This is a genomic window from Streptomyces sp. PSU-S4-23 (assembly GCF_055632315.1).
The window spans coordinates 2,159,112-2,177,005 of the sequence record NZ_JBVMUU010000002.1; the positions used below are offsets into that span (position 1 = coordinate 2,159,112).

The window sequence follows — 17,894 nt, forward strand, 5'->3', positions numbered from 1 at the left end:
GGTGCCCGTACCGGCAGCCGCGCCCGAGGCGGGGTCCGCACCCGGCGCCGAGGACGCGCCCGCTCCCGGCGGCTCACGGCTGCGGGCGCTGCTTCCCGACCTCGCGCCCTGGCACGCGTCGGAGGACTTCCGGCGGCTGTGGCTGGCCGGGCTGATCACCAACTTCGGCACCTTCCTCACCTTCGTGGCGCTGCCCGTGCAGCTCAAGGAACTCACCGGGTCGGCGGCGGCCGTGGGTGCGATCGGTGCCGTCGAGCTCGTTCCGCTGATCGTCTTCGGCCTGTACGGCGGCGCACTCGCCGACGCGTACGACAAGCGGAAGCTGATCCTCTCCACCGAGGCGGGGCAGGGGCTGCTGTCCGCCGTGCTGCTGCTCAACGCGCTGCTGCCCCGGCCCGCGGTCTGGCCCCTGTACGTCGTCGCCGCCCTGTCCTCGGCGCTCGGCTCGCTCCAGCGTCCGGCCCTCGACGCCCTCGTCCCGCGCATCGTGGCACACGACCACCTGCCGGCCGCCGCCTCGCTCAACTCGCTGCGCTGGACGGTCGGCGGGGTCGCGGGCCCGGCGCTGGCGGGCGTGGTCGTCGCCTACGCCGGGCTCGGCGCGGCGTACGGCGCGGACCTCGCGACCTTCGTGGTGTCGGTCGTACTGGGCCTGGGCCTCGCGGCGTCGCCCGCCTCGCACAAGGCGGCGAAGCCGTCGCTGCGGTCGGTCGCGGAGGGCGCGCGCTACGCGTGGGGCCGCAAGGAACTGCTGGGCACGTACACCGTCGACATCGCCGCGATGTTCTTCGCGATGCCGCTGGCGGTCCTGCCGTTCCTCGCGGACGAGTTGCACGCCGAGTGGTCGCTGGGGCTGATGTACGCGGCGATTCCGGCGGGGTCGCTGATCGTGTCGCTGACGAGTGGATGGACGTCGCGGATCAGCCGGCACGGCCGGATGGTGGTCCTCGCCGTGGCGGGGTGGGGCCTGGCGATCGCGGCGGCGGGCGTCGCGCGCGACGTCTGGCTGGTGGTGCTGTTCCTGACCCTGGGCGGCTGCTTCGACATGGTCAGCGGGATCTTCCGGTCCGCGATCTGGAACCAGACGATCCCCGATGAGCTGCGCGGCCGTCTGGCCGGCATCGAGCTGCTGTCGTACTCGGTCGGCCCGCAGCTCGGCCAGGTCCGCTCGGGTGGCATGGCGGCGTGGACGAACGTGCGCACCTCGGTCTGGTCGGGGGGCCTGCTGTGTGCGGGCGCGGCGGCGCTGCTGGCCCTGTGCCTGCCGTCGCTGATGCGCTACGACGTCCGTACCGACGAGCACGCGCTGCGGCTGCGGGCCCGGCGTGAGGGGGCGGTGGGCTGACGCGGCCCGCCCGGGGGGCCGTCCCGCCCACCCGCCGGGGCGGGTGGGCGGCCGCCGTCAGTCGTCGTCCCGCTCCGCCGCGGGCGCGTCATGCCACCGCGGATCCGTCTCCCACTCCAGGTTCCGCTCGCGTGCCGTCTCCATCGCGTGCTCCGCCTCCTGACGGGACGTGTACGGCCCGAAGCGGTCCTTCGCGGGGCACTCGGGGCCCTCCTCGACCTTCTGGTGGACCAGGCAGTAGAACCACTCCCCCGGCTTCCCGACCGTCCGCTTCCTGAACAGCGCCATCGCAGGAGCTCCTTTCACCAGGGCCATGGTCCCGCACGCCCGCTGGATAGACTCGCTGACATGTCTGGCCAGTCACTGCTCGTACCAGGAGAGCTGTCTCCCACCCGTTCGGTACCCGGAAACATCCGCCGCCCCGAGTACGTCGGCAAACCGGCGCCGGCCCCGTACACCGGCCCCGAGGCGCAGAGGCCCGAGACCGTCGAGGCGATGCGGGCCGCCGGGCGGATCGCGGCGCGTGCGATGGCCGAGGCCGCGAAGATCATCGCGCCGGGTGTCACCACGGACAAGCTGGACCGGGTCGCCCACACGTACATGTGCGACCACGGGGCCTATCCGTCGACGCTGGGCTACCGCGGTTTCCCCAAGTCGCTGTGCACCTCGGTCAACGAGGTGATCTGCCACGGCATCCCGGACTCCACGGTGCTGCGCGACGGCGACATCGTCAACCTGGACGTGACGGCGTACATCGGCGGCGTGCACGGCGACACCAACGCCACCTACCTGGTCGGGGACGTGGACGAGGAGTCGCGGCTGCTCGTCGAGCGCACCCGTGAGGCGCTCAGCCGGGCGATCAAGGCCGTCAGGCCCGGCCGCCAGATCAACGTCATCGGGCGGGTCATCGAGTCGTACGCGAAGCGGTTCGGCTACGGCGTCGTGCGGGACTTCACCGGGCACGGGATCAACTCGTCGTTCCACTCCGGGCTGATCATCCCGCACTACGACAGCCCGCACGCGACCACCGTGCTGCAGCCGGGCATGACCTTCACCATCGAGCCGATGCTCACGCTCGGGACGCACGAGTACGACATGTGGGACGACGGCTGGACCGTGGTGACGCGGGACCGCAGGCGCACGGCCCAGTTCGAGCACACCCTGGTCGTCACGGGCACCGGCGCGGACATCCTGACCCTCCCCTAGGGCCCGGCGCGGACGGCGGGCGGGAGTGCGCCGCGTCCACCGGGTGGGCTGTGTGCTGTGGGCTCCGCCGCCGATCCGGGGGTAGGGTTTTACCGACAGGGTGTCGGTAAAAGCTGGAGGCCCGATGCAGACGCCGGACCCGGCCCGCGCGGCGTTCTCCACGCTCATCCGCGACGCGTCGCACCAGCAGCACACGGAGGCGGAGACCTCGGCGTTCATGAGCGACCTGCTCGGCGGCAGGCTGGGGGTCGACGCGTACGCGCGGTACACCGAGCAGCTGTGGTTCGTGTACGAGGCGCTGGAGACCGGCGGAGAGCGGCTGGCCGGGGACCCGGTGGCCGGGCCCTTCCTGCGGCCGGAGCTGCTGCGGCTGCCGTCGCTGGAGCGGGACCTCGCGCATCTGCGCGGCCCGGGCTGGCGGGCGGGCCTCACGGCGCTGCCCGCGACACGGGCGTACGCGGCCCGGGTGCGGGAGTGTGCCGAGCGATGGCCCGCCGGGTACGTCGCCCACCACTACACGCGCTATCTGGGCGACCTCTCCGGCGGCCAGATCATCCGCGACAGGGCCGAGAAGACATGGGGCTTCGCCCGGAAGGGCGACGGGGTCCGGTTCTACGTGTTCGACGGGATCCCCAGCCCGGCCGCGTTCAAGAGGGGTTACCGGGCGCTCCTGGACGGGATCCGGGCGGACGACCTGGAGAGGCAGCGGGTCATCGCCGAGTGCAAGCGGGCGTTCGCGCTGAACACCGACGTCTTCCGGGCCCTGGGCGAGGAGTTCCGGCTGAGCGCCTGACGCTCCGGGCCGAGGGCCCGGAGGGGGAGGCCGGCCGCGCCCACGCCGCGGAGCCGTACACCGCTCAGCGACGATCAGCGCTCCAGGAACACCCGTCCTCCCACCTCCACCCAGCCCTCCGGCTGCGGTGCCGTCAGGATCTGCGAGCCCGCCCCCTGGACGATGTTGAGCGCGCGGCCCAGCCGGGCCGTGAGCAGCAGGGCCGCCGCGCCCGTCGCCTCGTCCTCGTCGATCCCCCCGGTGCAAGCACCGGCTCCACCGGAGCGGCTGACGCCGCGCTCATCGATGCGGCCGGGGAAGGCCCGGGCGCGGACGCGGCCGGCGGGCTCGTCCTCCCACGCCCAGGCGTAGATCCACTCACCTGGGGGCGGCACGGGCAGGGCGTCCACCTCGGCGGCCGTCGGGTACTGGCGCAGGGTGCGCGGCGGGGCCCACTCCGGGCGGGCCTCGATCCAGCTGAACTCACCGTCCAGGCGGGTGCCCACGACTCCGGCGGGGGTGACGAGTTCGGGCACGTCGAGCAGCCAGGCCGTGCCCACGCAGGGGTGCCCGGCGAACGGCAGCCGCAGCGTCGGCGTGTAGATGTCGATGACGCCGCGCTCGGGGTCGTCGACGAAGACGGTCTCGCTGAAGCCGAGCTTCGCGGCGAACGCCTGCCGCTCGTCACGTCCGGGGAGCGTCGAACCGTCGCGGACGACGCCGAGTTCGTTGCCGTATCCACCGCCCGGTCCGCAGAAGACGCGCAGCACGTCGTAGTCAGTCACGCGGGCATTCAAGCATCCCGCGGACGGCGGGCAGGGCCCGTGGGCGCCCCCGCGGGCACGGCGGCCGGAAGGGGGTGGGATCCAGATCACGTATCCGGGGGATGGGCAGGTGAGGTAAGGCTCAGGTAACTTAGGCAAGCCTCACCACACCGCGTGGCTCCCTCCGCGCGATGTGCCGCCGTCCGTTCCCTGGAGCATGTATGCGAGCCGTCCGACTCTCCGTCGTCACCGCCGCCGCCACCGCGGCCGCCCTGACCGCCGTCACGGGGTGTACGGAGAAGAGCAGCGCCGAGGGCGGCGACCGCGTGATCACCGTCACGGCGACGGACGACGCCTGCAAGGTGTCGAAGAAGCGGTTCCCGGCCGGGCACATCGAGCTCGACATCGAGAACAAGGGCTCCAAGGTCACCGAGGTCTACGTCCTCTTCCCGGACGACCGGGTCGTCGCCGAGCGCGAGAACATCGGTCCCGGCACCAAGCAGAAGGTCACCGCCGAGGTGAAGGCGGGCGGCTACCGGATCGCCTGCAAGCCCGGCATGAAGGGCAAGGGCATCCGCCAGGACGTCACGGCCACCGGCGGCAGCACCGCCGCCCGCGACCCCCGCCTGGACCAGGCCGTCGCCGCCTACCGCCAGTACGTGCAGCAGCAGGCCGACGACACGCTGCCCCGCGTCGAGGCGTTCGCGAAGGCGGTCGAGGACGGTGACCTGGCGGCCGCGAAGAAGGCGTACGCGACCTCCCGCATCGGCTGGGAGCGCACGGAGCCCGTCGCCGAGTCCTTCGGCGACATCGACCCGAAGGTCGACGTCCGCGCCGACGGCCTGGAGCAGGGCCAGAAGTGGACCGGCTGGCACCGCCTGGAGAAGGCCCTGTGGGCGGACGGCAGGCTCGGCACCGAGGAGAAGGCCCTCGCCGGCCGGCTCGTGACGGACCTGAAGGACTGGCAGGAGCGGGTCGGGAAGGCCGAGATCACCCCGACGTCCATGGCCAACGGCGCCAAGGAGCTGCTCGACGAGGTCGCCACCGGCAAGGTCACCGGCGAGGAGGAGCGCTACTCGCACACCGACCTGGTCGACTTCAAGGCCAACGTCGAGGGCGCGCAGAAGGCGTACGAACTCCTCAGGCCCGTCGCGCAGAAGAACGACGCGGCCCTGGCCGAGGAGCTCGACCGGCAGTTCGCGGCGCTGAACACGCTGCTCGACACGCACCGCACGAAGGGGGCGGACGCGGCGCAGTACGACTTCGTCTCCTACGACAAGGTCGGCGCCGGCGACCGCAAGGAGCTCTCGGACGCGGTCAACGCGCTCGCGGAGCCGCTGTCGAAGCTCGCCGCCGCCGTCGCGAAGTGAGGGGGACCCGGATCATGACGGACACGACGGACACGACCACGCCGGGCTCCGCCTCCCCGGCGCCCTCCCGGCGCGCGCTGATCGGCTGGGGCGGGGCGGGCCTGGCGCTCGGCGCCGCCGTTGGCGGCGGCGCGGTGGCCACGACCCGCGTCGGCGACGACGCGGAACCGGCCGGTGCCGCGACGGGCGGCGCGGTCGGCTTCCACGGCGTCCACCAGGCGGGCATCGCGACGCCGGTGCAGGACCGGCTGCACTTCGCCGCGTTCGACGTGAAGACCGGCGACCGCGCCGAGTTCGTGCGGATGCTCAAGGACTGGACCGAGGCCGCGCGGCGGATGACCGCGGGCAGGTCGGTCGGCGAGGGCGCGTTCGGCGGGCTCGCCGAGGCGCCGCCGGACGACACCGGCGAGGCGCTGGGCCTCAAGCCGTCACGGCTCACACTGACGATCGGCTTCGGGCCGTCCTTCTTCCAGAAGTTCGGGCTCGCGGACAAGCGGCCCGAGGCCCTGGTGGACCTGCCCGCGTTCCCCGGCGACAACCTCGACAAGTCCCGCACCGGCGGCGACCTGTGCGTCCAGGCCTGCGCGGACGACCCCCAGGTCGCCGTGCACGCGATCCGCAACCTGGCCCGCATCGGATTCGGCAGGGTCGCCGTCCGCTGGTCCCAGCTCGGCTTCGGCAAGACCTCGTCGACGACCCCGGACGCCCAGACGCCGCGCAACCTCTTCGGGTTCAAGGACGGCACCCGCAACATCGCCGGCACACAGACGGACCGGCTGAAGAAGTTCGTATGGGTCGCGGACGGGGACGGCCCGGCGTGGATGGCGGGCGGCTCGTACCTCGTCGCCCGGCGCATCCGCATGAACATCGAGACCTGGGACCGCACCTCGCTGCAGGAGCAGGAGGACGTCTTCGGCCGCAGCAAGGGCGAGGGCGCCCCCGTCGGCAGGGCGAAGGAGCACGACGAGCCGTTCCTGAAGGCGATGAAGCCCGACGCGCACGTCCGCCTCGCGCACCCCGACGCCAACAACGGCATCACGATCCTGCGCCGGGGCTACTCCTTCACCGACGGCACGGACGGGCTCGGCCGCCTCGACGCGGGCCTGTTCTTCCTCGCCTACCAGCGCGACCCGCGCAAGGGCTTCATCCCGCTGCAGCGCAGGCTGTCGGCGTCGGACGCGCTCAACGAGTACATCCAGCACGTGGGTTCGGCCGTCTTCGCCGTACCGCCCGGCGTCCGCGACAAGGACGACTGGTGGGGCCGGACGCTGCTGACCGAGGAGGCGTAGTCAGTTGTTCTCCAACTATCTGATCGGTCTGCGCGAGGGCCTGGAAGCCAGCCTCGTCGTCGGCATCCTGATCGCCTATCTGGTCAAGACGGGCCGGCGGGACGCGCTGAGGCCCATCTGGACCGGCATCGGCATCGCGGTGACCATCGCGCTGGCCTTCGGCAGCCTCCTCGAGTTCGGCTCCCAGGAGCTGACGTTCGAGGCGCAGGAGGCGCTCGGCGGCTCCCTGTCGGTGCTCGCGGTCGGCCTGGTGACGTGGATGGTCTTCTGGATGCGGCGCACCGCCCGGCATCTGAGGTCGGAACTGCACGGCAAGCTGGACGCGGCCCTGCGGATGGGCACGGGCGCGCTGGTGGCCACCGCGTTCCTGGCCGTGGGCCGGGAGGGCCTGGAGACCGCGCTGTTCGTGTGGGCGTCGGTGCACGCCGCGAGCGACGGCACCCCGCGCCCGCTGATCGGTGTCGCCCTGGGCCTGGCCACCGCGGTCCTGCTGGGCTGGCTGTTCTACCGCGGCGCCCTGCGGATCAACCTCGCCAAGTTCTTCACCTGGACCGGCGGCATGCTGGTCGTCGTCGCGGCGGGCGTGCTCGCCTACGGCTTCCACGACCTGCAGGAGGCGGGCTGGCTCCCGGGTCTGACGAGCCTTGCCTTCGACATCAGCGGCACCGTCCCGCCGGACAGCTGGTACGGCACCCTGCTGAAGGGCGTCTTCAACTTCCAGCCCGATCCGACGGTCCTCCAGGTCACGGTGTGGGCTCTGTACCTGGTCCCGACACTCGCGGTCTTCCTCGCCCCGGTAGGGTTCCCCTCCGGGAAGGGGAAGGTGAAGGTCACTGATGAGCAGGGATCGCGGGGATCACAGCCCTCGAACGCCTCGTAGTCCGGGCCGGTTCGCCCGGGCCGCGGTCGCGGCGACCGTGGTGTCCTTGACGGCGAGCGGCTGTGTCGTGGTGCACGGCGAGCGGAAGGTCGTGCCGACGGCGACACACGCCGAGGCCGCCCGCGCCCTCAAGGACTTCCTCCGCGCGTACAACAAGGCGGACCAGGACTACGACCGTTCCCAGGACGCGGACCGGGTCACCGGCGCGCTCGCCGACATCGACGGCGGCAAGCTCGCGGCGGGCCACCGCAACCACCCGGACGGCAACCCCGGCCACTCCCCGCTGAAGCTGGCCGACGCGACGTTCACGATCCCCGAGAAGGCGGGCTGGCCGCGCTGGTTCGTCGTCGACGCCCGCGCCAACAAGGGCCGCCCCGATGCCCGTTGGCTGCTCGTCTTCACCCGGTCCGACCCGGGCGAGGTGTGGGCGGTGTCGTATCTGACGATCGTCGCGCCCGGTGACGTACCGCAGTTCGAGAAGGACCAGGACGGCTGGGCCGAGCCGGTGACCGCGGACGACGCGGCGCTCGCGGTGCAGCCGCGCCGTCTCGGCTCCGCGTACACCGCCTATCTGAAGGACGGCGGGGACACGTTCGCGCCGGGCACCCACACCTCGCAGTGGCGGGCCGCGCGGCTGAGGAACGCCAGCAAGCCGGGCGTGGCCCGGCAGTACATCGACGAGCCGCTGACCGACGGCGACTACGCGCCGTTGGGGCTGCGCACGACGGACGGCGGCGCGCTGGTGTTCTTCGTCACCCACCGCTACGAGAAGCAGACGGCGGCGCAGGGCGTGAACATCAATGTCACCGACCCGAACATCAAGGCGCTGATGACCGGCGAGGTCAAGCAGTCCCTGACGCTGGAGTTCGTCTCCAACCAGGCGGTGCTGGACCCGCCGAAGGGCCAGGTGAAGGTCCTCAGCCGGGTGGAGGGGCTGACGGGCGCGAAGGGGGAGTAGGGGGAGCAGGGGGAGTAGGGGGAGCAGGGGATGTGCGGGGAGGGGCGCCGCCGGGCCTCAGCCCCGGTGGGGCCAGGCCGCGAGCTGGTCCTCCGTGTCGTCCCCCGCGTAGCGCGAGCAGACGTCCGTCAGCACCTCCAGCAGGCTCAGCGGGTCCGGCAGCGCGTGCTCCGGGCCCCGTACCCAGGCGACCGTCAGCTCACCGGGCAACTGCGCGGGCGGCAGAAGCACATACGAGCCCCGGCAGTGCCAGCGCAGCCCCGGGTGCTCGTCCATCGTCTCGGGGTGGCAGTCCAGTTCGCACGGCCACCATTCGTCCTCGTCCTCGGGTGTGCCGCGGGTCAGTGTGAAGAACAGCATGCGTCCGTCGCCGGTCACGGCGACCGGCCCCACCTCGACACCGGAGGCGAGCAGCCGCTCCAGGGCCTCGTCGCCGGCCTCGTGCGGAACGTCGAGCACGTCGTGCACCATCCCGGTGGCGGTGATGAAGTTCGCCTCGGGCTGGTGCCGGGCCCAGCGCTCGATCTGCGCCCGGTCCGTGGTGGACTGCGTCTGCCACGCGAAGGAGACGGGGTGCCGGGCGGGGGTGGGACAGCCGACGCGGTCGCACGAGCAGCGGTAGCCCACCGGGTGCGCGGCGGGTGCGAGGGGCAGCCCCGCGGCGGCCGCGGCCAGCAGCATCGCCTCACGGCCGCCGTCGCCGGCGTCCTCCTCGAGACGGGCGGGACGGCGTCCGCGCAGCCACTGGGAGATCCTGCCCTGCACGCTCGTGCGACGGCCGAACCCTGCGCTCATCTATCCCCTCGCCTTACAGCAGTTGTGCGGACAGCATGCCTCATGGTCCCACCATCCTGCGGCACGGGTGACCGCAGTCCGCATCCGGGGTAGGTGGGGCGATGCCAACCGCGGACCGGATCGGGCGACATGACGGGATTTCCCGTGAAGTATCCCTCCGGTCAGGGGGGTCAGCGGGGGGCCAGGCCGTGGAGCGCGTAGTCGACGAGGGTGTCCGTGTACGCGTAAGTGATCGGGCCGGTGCGCTGCAGCCAGCGCTGGGCGAGCGGGGAGACGAACAACTCCAGGGCGATGCGCGGGTCGACGTCGGGGCGCACCGCACCCGCCTCCTGGGCGGAGCGCAACCGCCGGACGTACAGCCCGAGCTGCGGTTCGAGCAACTTGGCGACGAACTCGGCGCCGAGCCGGGGGTTGACCAGGCCCTCGGCGGCGAGGGCACGGGCGGGGGCCTCGAAGCGGGGGTCGTGGAGCTCGTCGACGGTGGCGCGCAGCACGAGCTTGAGGTCGGCGGCCAGGTCTCCGGTGTCGGGGAGGGCGTCCGGCCGCTGCCCGGCCTCCCGTGCGGCCCGCTCCCCGAGGTCCAGGAACGCCTCCAGCAGCACGTCGGCCTTGGACGACCACCACCGGTAGATGGTCTGCTTGCCCACGCCGGCCCGCGCGGCGATCCCCTCGACCGTGGTCCTCGGATACCCGACCTCCGCGACGAGCGCGAGCGCGGCGTCGTGGATGGCGCGACGCGATGCCTCACTGCGGCGGGAGGTGTCGGGGGCGGGTTTCTCGGCCATGCGGCGAATCTACCAGGGGGACAAGACGGGACGTCTCGTCCGCGGGCGGCCGGTCCGCCGGGGGCGGGCAGCCGGTCCGCCAGGGCGGGAACCACGCCCGGTCCGCAGGGGGCCGGGCCGGCCGTCCTACTCGGAGGAGCGCGAGGGCACCCCCGTCCGCCGGGCCGCGTGCCCGAGCGCTCCGCGGGGAGTCCGGTGCATCGCTCCGCGGGGAGTCCGGTGCATCGCTCCGCGGAGAGTCCGGTGCATCACCCGCGGGTGCGATGGGGGGTCCCCCTGATCGAACGCAGCCGAGAGCTTGGGGGAGGCCGGTCACGCCCGCGCGGCGGAGCCGCATACCGACACAGCCCCGCGCCCCTTCGGGCGCCGCCGGACCGCACCGGACTCCGCCGGACCCCTCAGTCCGCCGGGGCCGGCGGCCAGGGCTCGCCCCAGTCCGCGTCGCGGGCCGCGCGGTAGTGGGGACCGTGGCGCTTGGTCACCGTCTCACGGTGCAGGGAGCGGTCCGGGCCGCACAGGTCGAGGAGGACCTGCCCCTTGCGGATCTGCGGCCTGCGGACGACCCGTGAGGGGGCCGGCGCCACCGGGAAGCGGGCCGCGGCGACATAGCTGAACTTCTCGTCCTCGTACGCCAGTGAGCCGCCCTTGACCTGCCGGTGCAGCGAGGAGCGGCTGACCCGGGCCGAGAAGTGGCACCAGTCCTCGCCGGGGACGATGGGGCAGGCCGCGCTGTGCGGGCAGGGCGCGGCGACGCGGAAGCCTGCGCCGATGAGGCGGTCACGGGCCTCGATGACGCGGGCGTAGCCCTCCGGCGTCCCGGGCTCGACGACCACGACGGCCCGGGCGGCCGCGGCCGCGGTCTCGACCACCGAGGCGCGGTCCGCCTCGGTGAGTTCGCCGAGGACGTAGGAGATCGTGACGAGATCGGTGCTCTCGACGGTGAGCGCCGATCCGATACGGGAGCGCCGCCACTCGGCGTCCTCCAGCGCCGGGTTCGCCGCGGCGATCTCCCGGCCCAGGGCGAGGGCGGGCTCGGCCCAGTCGAGCACGGTGACCGGCCGCCGCCCCTCCCAGGTCGCGCTCACGGCCCAGGTCGCCGCCCCGGTCCCGCCGCCGATGTCCACATGGCCGGCCGGAGCCCATCCGGGGACGGCGGCGGCGAACGCGTCCAGCGCCGCGCGCACCGCCTCGAACGTGGCGGGCATCCGGTACGCGGCGTAGGCGGCCACGTCCGCGCGGTCCCGCAGCACGGGCGCGCCGGTGGGGGTCCGTCCCCGGTAGCTGGCGATCAGCCGGTCCACGGCCTGGCCAGCCTGCTTGGGCGCAAGCCCGTCGAGCAGCCCGGAGAGGGCGGCGCGGAGGCTGTCGGCTGGGGAGACGGGGGCGTTCACCGGGAAATTCTCTCAGGTCCCCCGCACCGCTCGCGCCAGCCGGTCCGCCGCCGCCGCCCGCGGCCGGCTGTCCGGTGCCCGGCGGCGCGGGTGGACCGTGTTCGCCAGCAGGACGAGGAAGGTGTCCGTCGCCGGGTCCAGGACCAGCGACGTGCCCGTGAAGCCGGTGTGGCCGGCCGCGCCCCGGCCCGACAGCTCCCCCATGAACCAGGGCTGGTCGACCGTGAAGCCCAGCCCGGGTGGGGTGAGCATCAGTTCCACGAAGTCGGGGCCCAGGATGCGCGCGGGGCCGTACGAGCCGCCGGCCAGCAGGGTGCGGCAGAAGACCGCCAGGTCGCGCGCGGTCGAGAAGAGGCCCGCGTGCCCGGCCACCCCGCCCAGGGCCCACGCGTTCTCGTCGTGGACCACGCCCCGCAGCATCCCCCGGTCCGCCTTCGCCCACGGCCGCCGCTGGTCCTCCGTCGCCGCAGCGCCCGGGCACGGCCCGAAGCCCGTCGCCGTCATCCCGAGCGGCCGGGTGATCCCGTCCCGGACGAGCACGTCGAGGGTGCGCCCGGTGAGACGTTCCAGGAGGTGCTGCAGGATCAGCGGGTTCAGGTCCGAGTAGCAGTACGCGCCGGGCTCGCCCACCGGCGCCTGAGCCCGCAGCGCGGCGATCCGTGCCGCGTCGGACGGGCAGTCGTACAGCGGCAGTTCGGGCCGCAGGCCGGAGGTGTGGGTCAGCAGCTGGCGCACGGTGATGCCGTGCTCGGCCGCCGCGTGGAAGTCCGGCAGGTACGCCCCCACGCGCGCGTCGATGCCCAGCGTGCCGCGCTCCAGCTGCTGCACCGCGGCGACCGCGGTGAACAGCTTGGTGAGCGACGCGAGGTCGAAGGGCGTGTCCAGGGTCATCGGCACCCGCGCCGCGGGCGGCAGTCCGACGCCCCGGTCCGTCTCCGCGTCGTAGGCGGTGTAGCGGACCGCCCAGCCGGCCGCCTCCTCGACGGCGATCACCGGGCCGCGGCCGGCGATCACCACGGCGCCCGCGGCCCAGGGGCGCTCCCCGCCGACGGCGTCGCGGACGCCGCGCACGAGAAGACGCAGTTCCTCCGGATCGAGCCCGGCCTTCTCCGGGGTGTCGATGCGCAGTCTCGGCGCGCTCAGCTCTCCTCCCCCACGCTCTCGGCGGGGCCCGGGCCGGGGGTGCCCCCGCCCTTCGCGCCCGCACGTCCTGTCCAGGGACGGCACAGTGCCACGAAGCAGATGACGGCCACCAGCGCCGCCGCCAGTTGGACGACGGCCATCGGGACGGCGGTCCGCTCGCCGGCGATCCCGACGAGCGGTGAGGTGACGGCGGCGATGAGGAAGGAGGACGTGCCCAGCAGCGCCGACGCGGAGCCGGCGTGGTGCCGGGTGCGCAGCAGCGCCATCGTCTGGGTGTTCGGCAGCGTGATCCCCATCGCCGACATGAGCACGAAGAGGGCGGCGGCGACCGGCGCGAGGCCCACGTCGCCGAGGACGCCCGTGGCCATCAGCAGCAGCGCGGTCGCGGCGAGCGTCACGGTCAGGAGGCCGGTGGCCAGCACCCGGTCGAGGCTGACGCGGCCGACCAGCACCTTGCCGTTGATCTGCCCGGCGACCACCAGCCCCACGGAGTTCAGGCCGAACAGCAGGCTGAAGGTCTGCGGGGAGGCGCCGTAGATCTCCTGGACGACGAAGGGGGACGCGGACACGTACGCGAACAGCGCCGCGAAGGTGAAGCCGCCGACGAGCGTGTAGCCGGTGAAGGCGCGGTCGGCCAGCAGGATCCGCAGGGAGCGCAGGGCCGTGTCCCCTCCCCCGCCGCGCCTTGCGTCCGGAGCGCGGGTCTCGGGCAGCTTCGCCCAGACCAGCGCCGTGAGCGCGACCCCCACGGCCGTCAGGACGACGAAGACGCCGCGCCAGTCCGTGATGCGCAGGATCTGACCGCCGATCAGCGGGGCGACGATCGGCGCGAGCCCGGAGATCAGCATGAGCGTGGAGAAGAACCGGGCCATGGTCACACCGTCGTACAGATCCCGGACGACGGCACGCGCGATCACGATGCCGGCCGCGCCCGCGAGTCCCTGCAGCAGCCGGAAGGCGACGAGGGCGGTGGCCGTGGGCGCGAGCGCGCACAGCGCGGTGGCGGCCACGTAGACGGCGAGGCCGGCGAGCAGCGGGCGCCTGCGGCCCCACCGGTCGCTCATCGGGCCGACCAGAAGCTGTCCCAGCGCCATGCCCGCGAGACAGCCGGTGAGGGTGAGCTGCACGGTCGCGGCGGAGGTGTGCAGGGACGTGGTGACCTGCGGCAGGGACGGGAGGTACATGTCCATCGCCAGCGGGGGTGTGGCGGTGAGCCCGCCCAGGATGAACGTCACCAGGAGACCGGTGCGGCGGAGGCCGGGACCGCTCCGTGCGGGGGACGCGGCGGACGCGGGGGCGGGTATGTGACCCTGCGGCCCTTCCTGGTCGTGCGTGGTACGGCCACGCTCGGGCATCTGCCCCTCCCTCTTCGTACGGCGCGCCGCCCATGCTCTCAGTTCCTGCGGGGTGACCGGGCGGTGTACCAAGGGGCGGACGAACCGTCAACCGTTCAACCTACACAAACGGAATGCTCAACTCCGCACCATTCGGACATGTAACGGGCTTATGCTCGACACTCCTCCACTGAAGCTTCACAGTTGGGGCACGGGGATTCCGCCGACCATACCAGGGGGGTGGCAGCCGTTCCGCCGTCCGGGAGGGGGTGTGACCCGCGTGGGACCGCGGGGTGCGCGCCGGACCGCGGAACGGCTGCCCGTATGCCCTCCCGGGGCGCTCGCCACCCGAACGGCGCCGCCGGCGGGCCGGGCGGGTGTGGACGGTGGGACGGTGGGAACGCGGAGAAGACCCTTCCTGCCGACCGGCTTCCCCGGGAGTGACCGTGACCTGTACCGAGCGACGTGACGTGGGGCTGCTGCTGCTGAGGCTGGGCACCGGCGGGGTACTGGCCGCACACGGGGCGCAGAAGCTCTTCGGCTGGTTCGGCGGGGGCGGGATCGAGGGAACCGGGCAGTTCATGGAGTCCGTGGGCTACCGTCCGGGCAGGGCGAGTGCGCGTGCGGCGGGGCTCGCGGAGGCGGGCGGCGGCACACTGCTGGCACTGGGCCTGGCGACCCCGGCGGCGGGCGCCGCGGCGGCCGGCGCCATGGCGGGGGCGACGGTGGTGCACATGCCGAACGGGTTCTTCGCCCAGAGCGGCGGCTACGAGTACGCGGCGTCGCTCGGTCTCACGGCGGCGGGCCTGGCGGTCACCGGCCCCGGCCGGCTCTCCCTGGACTCGGCGCTCGGCCACGCCGTGAACCGCGGCTGGATGGTCCCGGCGGCGTTCGCGGTGACGGCGGCGGTCACGGCCGTGGTGGTGGGGGCGCGGAACAGGCGGGTGCGCCGGAGGGAAGAGGGGGAACAGGAGGCCCTGTTCGAGGGGTAGGCCGCCTCATGGCAGGCCGCCTCATGACAGGCCGCCTCATGACAGGCCGCCTCATGACAGGCCGCCTCATGACAGGCCGCCTCATGGCAGGCTGCCGGTATGACTGAGCTCGACGGGTCCGCGGACCTCTGGGAGTCGATCGCCCGGCTGCACGCGTGGCTCGACGCGCACCGGGCGCACGACGGCGCGGAGGGCCTGCTGCTGCGCGTGCTGAAGCTGTCGGAGGAGGTCGGCGAGGTCGCGCAGGCGGTGATCGGCGCGACCGGCCAGAACCCCCGCAAGGGCACGACACACCGCTGGGAGGACGTCCAGGCGGAGCTGTGCGACGTGGTCATCACCGCCCTGGTCGCGCTGCGCACCCTGACCCCGGAGGCGCGCGAGGTCTTCACCGCGCATCTGACCAGGGTCACCCAGCGCTCACTCGGCTCCTCCGCCCCCTGAACGGCCCGGTGCATACGGGGCCGCGTGCCGTGGGCGTGCCGGACACAGCGGTCGCCGGCTGCCGCACGCCGTCGGCCGTCAGGCCGGGCCCGGCCACCCGTCCGGGTGGTGCTCCAGCACCGCGGAGGCCACCGCGCCGGACGAGGCCATCACGTCGGCCGCGAAGCGCAGGCGCCCGACGCCGAGTCGGCGCAGCCCCGGACCGTGGTCGGCGGCGACGACGAGGCAGACCGCGAGCAGGAGGAGCCGCCACAGGGCCGTCACCGGGCGGCGCAGCGGCCGGGGCAGCTCTGCGAAGGAGGCGTGCAGTCGCTCGCAGTGGAACGGTACGTGGCGGTGCTCATCGGCCAGGATCCGCCCGGCCACCTCCGAGGTGAGCGAGTCGTCGGTGCCGTCGCGCAGGGCCCGGTAGTAGCGCAGCGCCACCACCTCCGCGATCATCAGCACCAGCAGTTCCGTGCGCAGGCCCATGAGGCGCCGCAACCGGACGAAGACCTCATCGCTCCAGTGGCTGGTCAACGTCGTCCGGCCGCCCGCGGCCAGCAGCAGAGCCAGTAGCCGGGCGTGGTTCTGCTCCTCGGCGACGAACAACCGGACCGCCCGCGCGTAGACGGGGTCCCCGGCACCGTCCGCCTTGGCGACGAGGTTGGCACCGTCGCCGTCCTCCCCGAGCTGAAAACGCCGGATGCCCGCCCAGACGGCTGGATGCAGGGTCGCGCCCTGCTTCCAGTCCGGGTCCCCTCGGTCATGCCTGCGCTCGCGCTCGTCCTCGAACCGCCGTACCCACTTGGCGAAATCGCCCGTACTCACCCGGTCCCCAGTCTCCCTCGGGCACGGTCGCCGTGCCCTGGAGAAAGACGACGCGGGCGGATGCCGAACCGTTCCACCGGCGAACCCCGTCCGCTGTCACCGCTCGCGACGACGCCGGGCTCGCGGGCCCCCGCTACAGGTCGTTGCCCGCGTAGGAGAGGTTGAAGCTCTTGTTGGTGAGGGGGAAGTCCGGGACGATCGTGTCCGCCAATGCCACTGGTAGTGCGGGCCAGTTGAAGAAGGACGGGTCGACCGGCTTGACCCGGGCCAGGTTGCCGTCGGGGGAGAGTTCGACGCGGGTGGCGATGGTGCCGCGCCAGCCTTCCACGAGGCCCACCCCGGTGCCGGGACCCGTGCCGGGCCGCGGCGGTACGGGCGCGGGCAGCGCCCGGGGGTCCGGCAGCCCGTCCAGGAGCCGCTCGGCGAGGGCGAGGGAGACGTCGATCTCTTCGGCGCGGACCAGGAAGCGGGCCAGGACGTCCCCGCTGTCGTGGACCGGCACGTCGGGCGGGGTGTCGTAGGCGGTGAAGGGGTGGGCGGTACGGGCGTCGCCGGGCAGGCCGCTGGCGCGGGCGACATAGCCGAGGCAGCCGATCGCGCGGGCGGCGTCGGTGTGGAGGATGGCGGTGCCGGTGAAGCGGTCGTGGACGGTGGAGTGGCCGAGGGCGAGGCCGGTGATCTCGCGGATGTCCTCGCCGATGGCCTTCAGCCTGCCCGTATCCGGCAGCGCGTGCAGGACCGCGCCGCCGGGGACGACGCCGCCGCGCAGCAGCCGGTGTCCGGTGATCTCCCGGTTCAGGCGCAGGAGGTGCTCGCGGACGCGCTGGGCCTGGGTGTTGAGGATGCCGTGGCCGACGTCGTTGCAGAGCATGCCGAGGTCGGCGACGTGGTTGTGGATCCGCTCCAGTTCCAGGAGCAGGGCGCGGGCGCGCTGGGCCTCGGGTGGGACCTCGGTGCCGGTGGCCTCTTCCACGGCCAGGCAGTACGCCAGGGCGTGGCCGACGGCGGTGTCGCCGCTGATCCGCTCGGCGAGCGGTAGGCCGGTGGTGATCGTGCGGCCCTGGAAGAGCTTCTCGATGCCCTTGTGGACGAACCACAGCCGTGCCTTGAGCTTGAGGATGGTCTCGCCCACGACGGAGAAGCGGAAGTGGCCGGGCTCGATCAGCCCGGCGTGCACCGGGCCGACGGGGATCTCGTAGACTCCCTCGCCCTCCACCTCCAGGAAGGGGTACGGGCCTTCCTGTTCGCCGAAGGCCGGGGGCGGGCCGGCGTCGGGCCGCATGGGGTACCAGCCGCGGGGCCAGTGGAAGTGGCGCACCAGTCGGCGCGGGAGCGGGTGGTCGAGGGGCACGATGCCGAACAGGTCGCGCATCTCGCGCTCGAACCGGCCCGCGGGGAAGGAGAGATGGGCCAGCGTGGGCAGTTCGGGCCGGTCCGGGTCGAGGCGGACGTGGAGTTCGGTGCGGGTGTCGGGCGGGCCGGCCGCGAACAGGTACACCACACGCGGTCCGCGCTCGTCGTGGTGAGCCGCGACCAGGGCCAGCCGGTGGCCCTCGCGCAGCAACTCCTCCGCGCGCCGGTGGAGTTCCCCGACGCCGATGTCATGGGCGGTGCGCATC

General features: G+C 73.3%; 18 protein-coding genes. 9 read left to right on the forward strand and 9 right to left on the reverse strand.

Annotated features, from left to right (window positions below):
- Window positions 1-79 precede the first annotated feature (79 nt).
- A complete protein-coding gene (locus ACZ79I_RS10640) occupies window positions 80-1,345 on the forward strand; it encodes an MFS transporter (protein WP_471504867.1) in 1,266 nt (421 codons plus the stop codon).
- A gap of 57 nt (window positions 1,346-1,402) precedes the next feature.
- Here the strand turns inward: ACZ79I_RS10640 and ACZ79I_RS10645 are convergent, their stop codons facing one another.
- Window positions 1,403-1,633 carry a hypothetical protein gene (locus tag ACZ79I_RS10645; protein WP_471496383.1) on the reverse strand — a complete coding sequence of 77 codons (231 nt, stop codon included), beginning with the start codon at window positions 1,631-1,633 and terminating at the stop codon, window positions 1,403-1,405.
- Between the two features lie 60 nt (window positions 1,634-1,693).
- Between ACZ79I_RS10645 and map the strand changes: the two genes are divergently transcribed.
- A complete protein-coding gene (map, locus tag ACZ79I_RS10650) occupies window positions 1,694-2,551 on the forward strand; it encodes a type I methionyl aminopeptidase (RefSeq protein ID WP_471496385.1) in 858 nt (285 codons plus the stop codon).
- Window positions 2,552-2,675: 124 nt separating this feature from the next.
- On the forward strand, window positions 2,676-3,344 hold the full coding sequence (locus ACZ79I_RS10655; RefSeq protein ID WP_471496387.1) for a biliverdin-producing heme oxygenase: 669 nt from the start codon (window positions 2,676-2,678) through the stop codon (window positions 3,342-3,344).
- A gap of 74 nt (window positions 3,345-3,418) precedes the next feature.
- Here ACZ79I_RS10655 and ACZ79I_RS10660 read toward each other — a convergent pair whose 3' ends face one another.
- Complete coding sequence (locus tag ACZ79I_RS10660) at window positions 3,419-4,108, reverse strand: PhzF family phenazine biosynthesis protein (protein ID WP_471496389.1); 690 nt, start codon at window positions 4,106-4,108, stop codon at window positions 3,419-3,421.
- 200 nt (window positions 4,109-4,308) lie between these two features.
- Between ACZ79I_RS10660 and efeO the strand changes: the two genes are divergently transcribed.
- Genes efeO through ACZ79I_RS10680 form a run of 4 tightly spaced genes read left to right on the forward strand, consistent with a single transcriptional unit; the run spans window position 4,309 to window position 8,584 of the window.
- Complete coding sequence (efeO, locus tag ACZ79I_RS10665; RefSeq protein WP_471496391.1) at window positions 4,309-5,457, forward strand: iron uptake system protein EfeO; 1,149 nt, start codon at window positions 4,309-4,311, stop codon at window positions 5,455-5,457.
- 14 nt (window positions 5,458-5,471) lie between these two features.
- Window positions 5,472-6,746 (forward strand): iron uptake transporter deferrochelatase/peroxidase subunit, encoded by a 1,275-nt coding sequence (efeB, locus tag ACZ79I_RS10670; RefSeq protein ID WP_471496393.1) that lies wholly within the window; start codon window positions 5,472-5,474, stop codon window positions 6,744-6,746.
- 4 nt (window positions 6,747-6,750) lie between these two features.
- Window positions 6,751-7,626, forward strand: coding sequence for an iron uptake transporter permease EfeU (gene efeU, locus ACZ79I_RS10675; protein ID WP_471496395.1), 876 nt, complete (start codon window positions 6,751-6,753; stop codon window positions 7,624-7,626).
- A complete protein-coding gene (locus tag ACZ79I_RS10680) occupies window positions 7,583-8,584 on the forward strand; it encodes an SCO2278 family lipoprotein (protein ID WP_471496397.1) in 1,002 nt (333 codons plus the stop codon). Before efeU ends, ACZ79I_RS10680 begins: the two co-directional genes overlap by 44 nt.
- Window positions 8,585-8,641: 57 nt before the next feature.
- Here ACZ79I_RS10680 and ACZ79I_RS10685 read toward each other — a convergent pair whose 3' ends face one another.
- The 5 genes from ACZ79I_RS10685 to ACZ79I_RS10705 all read right to left on the reverse strand — a co-directional run bounded on the left by ACZ79I_RS10685 (window position 8,642) and on the right by ACZ79I_RS10705 (window position 14,053).
- Entirely contained in the window at window positions 8,642-9,379 is a 738-nt protein-coding gene (locus ACZ79I_RS10685) for a bifunctional DNA primase/polymerase (RefSeq protein WP_471496399.1), read from the reverse strand.
- A 170-nt stretch (window positions 9,380-9,549) separates the two neighbouring features.
- Window positions 9,550-10,164 carry a TetR/AcrR family transcriptional regulator gene (locus ACZ79I_RS10690; protein WP_471496401.1) on the reverse strand — a complete coding sequence of 205 codons (615 nt, stop codon included), beginning with the start codon at window positions 10,162-10,164 and terminating at the stop codon, window positions 9,550-9,552.
- A 398-nt stretch (window positions 10,165-10,562) separates the two neighbouring features.
- Window positions 10,563-11,555, reverse strand: coding sequence for a small ribosomal subunit Rsm22 family protein (locus tag ACZ79I_RS10695; RefSeq protein ID WP_471496402.1), 993 nt, complete (start codon window positions 11,553-11,555; stop codon window positions 10,563-10,565).
- A 12-nt stretch (window positions 11,556-11,567) separates the two neighbouring features.
- Complete coding sequence (locus ACZ79I_RS10700) at window positions 11,568-12,782, reverse strand: serine hydrolase domain-containing protein (RefSeq protein WP_471496404.1); 1,215 nt, start codon at window positions 12,780-12,782, stop codon at window positions 11,568-11,570.
- Window positions 12,695-14,053, reverse strand: coding sequence for a multidrug effflux MFS transporter (locus ACZ79I_RS10705; protein ID WP_471496406.1), 1,359 nt, complete (start codon window positions 14,051-14,053; stop codon window positions 12,695-12,697). The genes ACZ79I_RS10700 and ACZ79I_RS10705 overlap by 88 nt, the downstream gene beginning before the upstream one ends.
- A gap of 425 nt (window positions 14,054-14,478) precedes the next feature.
- On the opposite strand from ACZ79I_RS10705, the gene ACZ79I_RS10710 reads away from it, so the two are divergent.
- Both ACZ79I_RS10710 and ACZ79I_RS10715 read left to right on the forward strand, forming a co-directional pair.
- A complete protein-coding gene (locus ACZ79I_RS10710) occupies window positions 14,479-15,024 on the forward strand; it encodes a DoxX family protein (RefSeq protein ID WP_471496408.1) in 546 nt (181 codons plus the stop codon).
- Between the two features lie 99 nt (window positions 15,025-15,123).
- The gene (locus ACZ79I_RS10715) at window positions 15,124-15,465 is read left to right on the forward strand and encodes a MazG-like family protein (RefSeq protein WP_471496410.1); all 342 of its coding nucleotides are present in this window, start codon (window positions 15,124-15,126) and stop codon (window positions 15,463-15,465) included.
- 78 nt (window positions 15,466-15,543) lie between these two features.
- Here the strand turns inward: ACZ79I_RS10715 and ACZ79I_RS10720 are convergent, their stop codons facing one another.
- A complete protein-coding gene (locus tag ACZ79I_RS10720) occupies window positions 15,544-16,275 on the reverse strand; it encodes a ferritin-like domain-containing protein (RefSeq protein WP_471496412.1) in 732 nt (243 codons plus the stop codon).
- A gap of 133 nt (window positions 16,276-16,408) precedes the next feature.
- Window positions 16,409-17,893, reverse strand: a complete 1,485-nt coding sequence (locus tag ACZ79I_RS10725; protein ID WP_471496414.1) for a hydrogenase large subunit — start codon at window positions 17,891-17,893, stop codon at window positions 16,409-16,411.
- Window position 17,894: the final 1 nt, after the last annotated feature.